General features: G+C 43.7%; 1 protein-coding gene. It reads left to right on the top strand.

All coding sequences use genetic code 11. The features are described 5' to 3' along the window. Nucleotides 1–107: 107 nt before the first annotated feature. Complete coding sequence (locus DZ860_RS23710; RefSeq protein ID WP_120035717.1) at nucleotides 108–1,316, top strand: IS4 family transposase; 1,209 nt, start codon at nucleotides 108–110, stop codon at nucleotides 1,314–1,316. Nucleotides 1,317–1,329 lie beyond the last annotated feature (13 nt).

Raw genomic sequence — 1,329 nt, forward strand, 5'->3', positions numbered from 1 at the left:
CTGAGGAATCCCCTAATGATTTTGATAAAAATCATAAATTTAAGGTAGATGCACATCTTGTCATGTGATCAAATGGTTCTGAGAAAAATCAATAACCAGACAACAAGATGTGCGAACTCGATATTTTACACGACTCTCTTTACCAATTCTGCCCTGAATTGCACTTAAAACGACTCAACAGTTTAACGCTGGCTTGCCACGCATTACTTGAATGTAAAACGCTCACTCTTACCGAACTTGGTCGTAACCTGCCAACGAAAGCCAGAACAAAACATAACATCAAACGAATCGACAGATTGTTARGTAATCGTCACTTGCACAAAGAGCGACTCGCTGTATACCGTTGGCATGCCAGCTTTATCTGTTCAGGTAATTCGATGCCCATTGTTCTTGTTGACTGGTCTGATATTCGTGAGCAAAAACGGCTTATGGTATTGCGGGCTTCGGTGGCACTACATGGTCGTTCTATTACTCTTTATGAGAAAGCCTTTCCGCTTTCAGAGCAATGTTCAAAGAAGGCTCATGACCAATTTCTAGCCGACCTTGCAAGCATTCTACCGAGTAACACTACACCGCTCATTGTCAGTGATGCTGGCTTTAAAGTGCCATGGTATAAATCCGTTGAAAAGCTAGGTTGGTACTGGTTAAGTCGAGTCAGAGGGAAAGTGCAATATGCAGATTTAGGTGCGGAAAACTGGCAACCTATCAGCAACTTACATAGCATATCCTCAAGTCGCTCAAAGACTTTAGGCTATAAGAGGTTGACTAAGAGCAACCCAATTTCATGTCAAATTGCACTGTATAAATCACGTCCTAAAGGCCGAAAAAATCAGCGTTCGACACGGACTAATTGTCATCATCCGTCACCTAAAATCTACTCCGCTTCGACAAAAGAACCATGGGTTTTAGCGACTAACTTGCCCGTTGAAATCCGAACACCAAAGCAACTTGTTAGGCTCTACTCGAAGCGTATGCAAATTGAAGAAACCTTCCGAGACTTGAAAAGCCCAGCCTACGGTTTAGGCCTCCGTCATAGCCGAACTAGCAGCTCAGAGCGCTTTGATATCATGCTGCTAATCGCCCTAATGCTTCAACTGACATTTTGGCTTGCTGGAGTTCATGGTCAGAAACAAGGTTGGGATAAGCACTTCCAAGCTAACACTGTCAAAAATCGAAATGTACTCTCAACAGTGCGCTTAGGGATGGAAGTTTTGCGGCATTCTGGCTACACAATAACGAGGGAAGACTTGCTCGCGGCTGCAACCCTGCTTGCTCAAAATCTATTCAAACATGGTTGTGCTTTGGGGAAATTATGAGGGGATCCCTCAG

The sequence above is a fragment of the Vibrio sinensis genome (genome assembly GCF_003605645.1).
Taxonomy (GTDB): Bacteria; Pseudomonadota; Gammaproteobacteria; order Enterobacterales; family Vibrionaceae; genus Vibrio; species Vibrio sinensis.